The following is a 7,493-nucleotide window of genomic DNA, read 5'->3' as shown; positions in this document are numbered from 1 at the left end:
CTTGGGGAAGTATGGCTGCAGGCGCGCCATCTGCTCATCCGTCAACCAGTACAGGTCGCTCATCCACGCTCTCCTCACGGAGCATGAATCAGATCGCGGCGCTCCCATCAATGGGTCCTGACCCTAAGTCTCTTATAGGCTAAGAGCCTCTCAGCGATTGCTTCATCCGTTCTCTTTTTCCAGAAAAATGTAACATCTTCCGGCTTTATTAGGGCAAGGCTACGACCTTCCGCACGCTCCCGCTTCGTACTATCTACAAGCGCCTTTTCTATGAACGCAGTCCGATTATCGGGTTTTATCTCTCCTAAAAGCTCGATTGATGATTGATCAACATTGCGAGATTCCGATCTTCTGTCTTTATTTGGAGGAACCAGTCTAAGTTTGGCACCGATCCTCGTCCATCGTCTAAACCGCTGATCAGCTGACAGCATGCGAAAGGTTACAGGGTACAATCTATACCACTGCCTATTATCGTCCAATGCTGCCACACAGACAGTTTCACCATGCTTGTCGCCAACTTGTGGAAGCGCCTTTGCAATTATATGGACTTCAGCACGGTGCGATCGCGACTGATCCATGATCCTTAGCCAACTCCCTACCCATGCGATTCGACGCCTTCTGAACGCCGAGATGCCGTATTTGGAAGGAGTGTAACTTCATCATAGCGTTAGCGACAATAGCGCGGTGGCAATGTTTTTCATCTCGTTCGTAGCAAAGTAGAACTGAGGGCACCACTTGAGCGCTCGCAACCGCGATTTTTAGTGCATCTTGTCCGGCATCCAGACTTATGTGGGCGGCATATATCTCGCGAAAAGCGTCGAAACGCCCCTCCCTTGCCGCTTCGCGGCCCGGCTTCGGATCGCCCAACGCCCTCAAGTGAAGGTAGCCAAGTCCTTCCTCCTCCAACGCCCGAGCCAAGATGTTTTTGGAAAAGCCCGCGCGTCGAGACACCGGAACGTCACGGATATCGATGACCTGTTTAACGCCCACCTGCTTAAGCGTACCAAGGAAATCGCTTAGCAGCGCCCCCTCGTAGCCAATCGTATATAGCATTGTCATAAACCTGCCCTTTCGACGCGTGGCTAAGCGCGCAATGAGTCAGGATTATGCCAATTCGTCAATAAAAGACGGCTACTCCGCCGCTACAACCTCGCTCCCACGCCCCTTCAACAACGGCGCCAAATACTTCCCCGTAAAGCTGCGCGGTTCCTTCACCACCTCTTCCGGCGTGCCGACGGCGACGATTTCGCCGCCCTTGACGCCGCCTTCGGGGCCGAGGTCGACGATCCAGTCGGCGGTCTTGATGACGTCGAGGTTGTGTTCGATCACCACGACGGTGTTGCCCTGTTCGACCAGCGCGTGGAGGACTTCGAGGAGTTTGCGGACGTCTTCGAAGTGGAGGCCCGTCGTGGGTTCGTCGAGGATGTAGAGCGTGTTGCCGGTGGCGCGGCGGGCGAGTTCCTTGGCGAGCTTGACGCGCTGCGCCTCGCCGCCGGACAGGGTGGTCGCCTGTTGCCCGACCTTGACGTAGCCGAGGCCGACCTCGACCAGCATCTCCATCTTGTCGCGGATGGGCGGCACGGCCTTGAAGAACTCCGCGGCATCCTCGACCGTCATGTCGAGGACGTCGGCGATGCTCTTGCCCTTGAACTTCACCTCCAGCGTCTCGCGGTTGTAGCGGGCACCGTGGCAGACGTCGCAGGTGACGTAGACGTCGGGGAGGAAGTGCATCTCGATCTTGAGCACGCCGTCGCCCTGGCACGCCTCGCACCGGCCGCCCTTGACGTTGAAGCTGAAGCGGCCGGGCTTGTAGCCGCGCGCGAGGCTTTCGGGCAGGCCGGCGAACCAGTCGCGGATCTGGGTGAAGCTGCCGGTGTAGGTCGCCGGGTTCGATCGCGGGGTGCGGCCGATCGGCGACTGGTCGATGTCGATGACCTTGTCGAGGTGCTGGAGGCCGGTGACCTTGTCGTGCTTGCCGGCGAGGATGCGCGCGCCGTTGAGGGCGCGGGCGGCCGCGGCGTAGAGCGTGTCGATGGTGAAGCTCGACTTGCCCGATCCGCTGACCCCGGTGATGCAGGTGAAGGTGCCGAGCGGGATCGACGCGGTGACGCCGGTGAGGTTGTTGGCGCGCGCGTTGTGGACGGTGAGCTGCTTGCCGTTGCCCTTGCGGCGTTCCGCGGGGACGGGGACTTCGCGGGTGCCGTTGAGGTAATCGGCGGTGATGCTGGTCTTGGATTTCAGGATCTGCTTGAGCGTGCCCTGCGCGACGATCTGGCCGCCGTGGACGCCCGCGCCCGGTCCCATGTCGATGACGTAGTCGGCGGTGCGGATCGCATCCTCGTCATGTTCGACGACGAGCACGGTGTTGCCGAGGTCGCGCAGGCGGCGCAGCGTGGCGAGCAGCATGTCGTTGTCGCGCTGATGGAGCCCGATCGAGGGTTCGTCGAGGACGTAGAGGACGCCGCTGAGGCCGCTGCCGATTTGCGACGCAAGGCGGATGCGCTGGCTCTCGCCGCCCGACAGCGTGCCGCTGGTGCGGTCGAGGTTGAGATAGTCGAGGCCGACGTTGTTGAGGAAGCCGAGACGCTCGACGATTTCCTTGAGGATGCGTTCGGCGATCGCGCGCTGCTGGTCGCCGAGATGGTTGGGCATGTCGGTGAAGAAGTTCAGCGCGTCGACCACGGACAGGTGGGTGGCGTAGGCGATGTCCTTCATCGCGATCTTGACCGCGAGCGCTTCGGGTTTGAGGCGCGCGCCGTGGCAGACTGCGCAGGGGCGGGAGGACTGGTACTTCGACAGCTCCTCGCGCATCCACGCGCTCTCGGTCTGGAGCAGGCGACGGTTGAGGTTGCCGATGACGCCCTCGAACGGTTTCTTGACGTCGTACTTCTTCTTGCCGTCGACGAAGGTGAGCGTGACGGGCTTGCCCTTGCTGCCGTGGAGGATCGTCGCGTGGACCGACTCAGGGAGGTCCGACCAGGGCGTGTCGAGGCTGAAGTCGAATTCGCGCGCGAGGGAGCCGAGGACCTGCATGTAATAGGGGCTGGGCGGGTTGGATTTCGCCCAGGGGACGACCGCGCCCTTCTTGATGCTGAGCGCGTGGTTGGGGACGACGAGGTCTTCGTCGAACAGCAGTTTCTCGCCGAGGCCGTCGCAGGCGGGGCATGCGCCTTGCGGGGCGTTGAAGGAGAACAGGCGCGGTTCGATCTCGGCGATGGTGAAGCCGCTGATCGGGCAGGCGAACTTTTCGGAGAAGACGATGCGGCCGGCGGGGGCGTTGTCGCCGAGGATTTCCGACTTGGGCGTGTGCGGTTCGACCGGGTCGACGGGGTCGATGTACGCCAGGCCCTCGGCGAGTTTCAGCGCGGTTTCGAACGATTCCGCGAGGCGCGTGCCGATATCGCCCTTCACGACGAGGCGGTCGACGACGACCTCGATGTCGTGCTTGAACTTCTTGTCGAGCGCGGGGGCTTCGTCGATCTCGTGGATTTCGCCGTCGATGCGGACGCGGGTGAAGCCGGCCTTCTGCCACTCCGTCAGTTCCTTGCGGTATTCGCCCTTGCGGCCGCGGACGACGGGGGCGAGCAGATAGGCGCGGGTGCCTTCGGGCAGCGCGAGGACGCGGTCGACCATCTGGCTGACGGTCTGCGCGGCGATCGGTTCGCCGGTGGCGGGGCTGTATGGCACTCCGACGCGCGCCCAGAGCAGGCGCATGTAATCGTAGATTTCGGTGACCGTCGCCACGGTCGAGCGCGGGTTGCGGCTCGTCGTTTTCTGCTCGATCGAGATCGCGGGGGACAGCCCCTCGATATGGTCGACATCGGGCTTCTGCATCAGTTCGAGGAACTGGCGGGCATAGGCCGACAGCGATTCGACGTAGCGGCGCTGGCCCTCGGCATAGATGGTGTCGAACGCGAGGGAGGACTTGCCCGAGCCGGACAGGCCGGTGATCACCGTCAGCGTATCGCGGGGGATGTCGACATCGACGTCCTTGAGGTTGTGTTCACGCGCGCCGCGTACGGAGATCTTGGTCAGCATGTGGCTGGTTCTACTTCTGTTCTATGACCTAGGCTAGTCTGCGCAGGTAGGAACGCGCGGGGTGCATTGAAAGCACCCAGACAGTGTCTTACGTTGGCGACACACACTGATGAGGCAGGCGGCATGGGCAAGAAGAAGAAGGCGAAGCTCCCCAAGGAAGTGATGGGCGTGAAGCTGCCGAAGGAAGTGCGCGAGATCGGTGGCGCGCTGCTGGAGAAGGCGCAGAGCCCGCAGGGGCGCGAGATGCTGGCGGCGGGGCTGACGATGGCGGCGGCTGCCGCGACCGCGGCGGTGGCGAAGGGGCGCGCGAAACGCGAGGCGGCGGCGGCTCCCGAGGCGCCCGTGCCCCCTGCCACGCCCGAAGCGCCGGTGCCACCGGTCCCTCCCGTCCCGCCGGTGCCGCCCGTGCCCCCCGTCCCCCCCGTTTCCCCGATATCGCCACAGGGTACGCAGATGCAGCCCGATCCGCAGGCGATCGCCGAGGCGGTCGGCAAGGCGGCGGAGGCGATGCTGGGGCGGCTGTTCGGAGGGAAGAAGCCGTAACGCACGTGTGACACCGGCTTGTGTAGCGCCCGCTTGCGCGGCACGCTTGTGCGATGGCCGCTTGCGCGGCACGCTTGTGTGATGGCCGCTTGCGCGGCACGGTGCGAAGATGGATGTCGAACGGTTCATCGCGCGGTGGCGGAACAACGAAGGTGGCGCGGAGCGGGCGAACTTTCCGCTGTTCCTGACCGAATTGTGCGCGGTGCTCGACCTGCCGCAGCCCGATCCCGCCGATGCGACGCGCGAGCGCAACGATTACGTGTTCGAGCGTGCCGTCACCTTTCGCGATGAGGGCGGGCGCAGCGGGCATGGCCGGATCGACCTGTACCGGCGCGGCTGTTTCGTGCTGGAGGCGAAGCAGAGCCGCGAACGGGGCGGCGCGAAGGAGGTGCCTCTGGCGCCGGAGCAGGCGACGCTGCCGGGGATCGAGGCGGTGCGGGGCCGGCGCAGCGCGCATCGCGGCTGGGACGTGCTGATGCGCAATGCGCGCGAGCAGGCGGAGCAATATGCGCGGGCGCTGCCGGAGAGCCATGGCTGGCCGCCGTTTATCCTGACGGTCGACGTCGGCCATGCGATCGAGGTGTTCGCGGACTTTTCGGGGCAAGGTAAGAACTACCGCCAGTTCCCCGACCGCGGTGGCTATCGCATCTTTCTGGACGACCTGCGCGATGCGGCGGTGCGGGAGCGGTTGCGCGGGATATGGCTCGATCCGCACGGGCTCGATCCGGCCAAACGCGCGGCGCGGGTGACAAAGGACATCGCGCAGCGGCTGGCGAGCGTCAGCAAATTGCTGGAGGATCGCGGGCATCAGGCGGAGCCGGTCGCACATTTCCTGATGCGGTGCCTGTTCACGATGTTCGCCGAGGACACCGGGCTGCTGGAGCCAGGCAGCTTTACCGAATTGCTTGCCGATGCGCGAGCCAATCCGGAGAGCTTCGCGCCGCTGCTGGAAGGCTTGTGGGCGGACATGGACAAGGGCGGCTTTTCGCACGTCATGCGCAAGCCGGTGCGCCGGTTCAACGGCGGGCTGTTCGCGGACCGGCGCGCGATCCCGCTGCACCGGGAAGAGATCGGCGAATTGTACGAGGCCGCGCGCCACGTCTGGACCGAGGTGGAGCCGGCGATCTTCGGCACGTTGCTGGAACAGGCGCTGGACAAGGACGAGCGACGACGGCTGGGCGCGCATTATACGCCCCGCGCTTATGTCGAGCGGCTGGTGATCGCGACGGTGATCGAACCGCTGCAGCGCGAATGGGAGGGCGCGGTGCTCGGCACGGTCGAGCGCGAGCGCGCCGCCGATCCGCAGGCGGCGATCCGCGCGGTGCACGAGTTTCACGAGCGGCTGGCGGCGACGCGGGTGCTCGACCCGGCGTGTGGCACGGGCAATTTCCTGTACGTCGCGCTGGAATTGATGAAGCGGCTGGAGGGCGACGTGCTGGAGGTGCTCGCCGATCTGGGCGGGCAGGAGGCGCTCGCGCTGGAGACGGCGACGGTGCACCCGCGCAATTTCCTGGGGATGGAGCTGAACCCGCGCGCGGCGGCGATCGCCGAGCTGGTGCTGTGGCTCGGTTATCTGCAATGGCAGTTGCGCAACGGCGGCGTGGTGGCCGATCCGGTGCTGGAGAAACTGAGCAACATCAGCGCGATGGATGCGGTGCTGCGGCATGATCCCGAACGGTCGAAGGCGGACGGCAGCGGTGTGGAGTTGCCGAACCCGCGCCGGCCGGAATGGCCGGAGGCGGATTACATCGTCGGCAATCCGCCCTTCATCGGCGGCAAGGATGTGCGCGGGCGGCTGGGCGAGGCCTATGCGACGGCGCTGTGGAAGGCGCATCCGAAGATCAACAAATCCGCCGATTTCGTGATGTACTGGTGGGATCGTGCGGCGGAGCGGCTGACGGAGAAGGGCACGCGGCTGAAGCGGTTCGGCTTCGTCACGACCAATTCGATCACGCAGGAATTCAGCCGGCGGGTGATGGCGCGGCGGATGGAGGGGCGTCCGCCGGTGAGTCTGGTGATGGCGGTGCCGGATCATCCTTGGACCAAGGCGTCGAAGGATGCGGCGGCGGTGCGGATCGCGATGACCGTCGCGGAGGCCGGCGCGCGCGAGGGGGTGTTGCTGGAGGTGGCGAGCGAGAGCGGGCTGGATACGGATGCGCCGGTGATCGACCTGACGCCCTCCATCGGGCGGATCAACGCGGACCTGAGCGTCGGCGCCGATGTGACGCAGGCGAAACCGCTGCGGGCGAACGCCGGGCTATGTTCGCCGGGGGTTAAACTGCACGGAGCCGGCTTCATTTTGACACGAGCCCAGGCCGCGACGCTCCGCGGAGCGGAGCGGAGCGGAGCGGAGCGGAGCGGAGCGGAGCGGAGCGGAGCGGAGCGGAGCGGAGCGGAGCGGAGCGGAGCGGAGCGGAGCGGAGCGGATTTTTGGCCAGTCAAACCCTACGTCAATGGCCGGGGCCTCGCTGGGAAAATAAAAAGTAGTTTCATCATCGATTTTTTTGAGACCTCGGAAGAAATCGCCAGGAGGCAGTTCCCAGTCCACTACCAGCACCTAATGACAACTGTTCGGCGTGACAGAGCTAAACAGTTCGCAAAATCGCCTACCAGCGACGCTCGATCTTATCTTGATAAATGGTGGGTGTTCGGAAAGCCTCGCCCTGAGTTGAGATCAGCGATAGCTTCGCTGATACGCTACGTAGTGACTATCGAGACAACGAAGCATCGCGTTTTCCAGTTTGTCGAGGGAAACGTCCTTCCAGACAACATGTTGGTGTGCATGGCGTTAGGGTCAGGACCCATTGATGGGAGCGCCGCGATCTGATTCATGCTCCGTGAGGAGAGCGTGGATGAGCGACCTGTACTGGTTGACGGATGAGCAGATGGCGCGCCTGCAGCCATACTTCCCC

Annotated in this window: 4 protein-coding genes; 2 read left to right on the top strand and 2 right to left on the bottom strand. The window is 64.1% G+C overall.

The window, feature by feature from the left end; all coding sequences use genetic code 11:
- Positions 1-549: 549 nt before the first annotated feature.
- A complete protein-coding gene (locus tag LRA87_RS18275; RefSeq protein WP_230782552.1) occupies positions 550-1,053 on the bottom strand; it encodes a DUF488 domain-containing protein in 504 nt (167 codons plus the stop codon).
- A 78-nt stretch (positions 1,054-1,131) separates the two neighbouring features.
- A complete protein-coding gene (gene uvrA, locus LRA87_RS18270; protein WP_230782550.1) occupies positions 1,132-4,038 on the bottom strand; it encodes an excinuclease ABC subunit UvrA in 2,907 nt (968 codons plus the stop codon).
- Positions 4,039-4,131: 93 nt separating this feature from the next.
- On the opposite strand from uvrA, the gene LRA87_RS18265 reads away from it, so the two are divergent.
- Positions 4,132-4,581 (top strand): hypothetical protein, encoded by a 450-nt coding sequence (locus LRA87_RS18265; protein ID WP_230782548.1) that lies wholly within the window; start codon positions 4,132-4,134, stop codon positions 4,579-4,581.
- A gap of 109 nt (positions 4,582-4,690) precedes the next feature.
- Positions 4,691-7,408 (top strand): class I SAM-dependent DNA methyltransferase, encoded by a 2,718-nt coding sequence (locus LRA87_RS18260; protein WP_230782539.1) that lies wholly within the window; start codon positions 4,691-4,693, stop codon positions 7,406-7,408.
- The last annotated feature ends 85 nt before the right edge of the window (positions 7,409-7,493 follow it).

Source organism: Sphingomonas sp. Leaf37 (assembly GCF_920939475.1).
Lineage (GTDB): Bacteria > Pseudomonadota > Alphaproteobacteria > Sphingomonadales > Sphingomonadaceae > Sphingomonas.
Note: the sequence above shows the minus strand (reverse complement) of the source record. Positions and strands in the feature narration are given on the sequence as shown.

Coding starts and splice junctions, on each gene's coding strand:
- LRA87_RS18260 (WP_230782539.1), top strand. CDS start 4,691: ATGGATGTCGAACGGTTCATCGCGCGGTGGCGGAACAACGAAGGTGGC.
- uvrA (WP_230782550.1), bottom strand. CDS start 4,038: ATGCTGACCAAGATCTCCGTACGCGGCGCGCGTGAACACAACCTCAAG.
- LRA87_RS18275 (WP_230782552.1), bottom strand. CDS start 1,053: ATGCTATATACGATTGGCTACGAGGGGGCGCTGCTAAGCGATTTCCTT.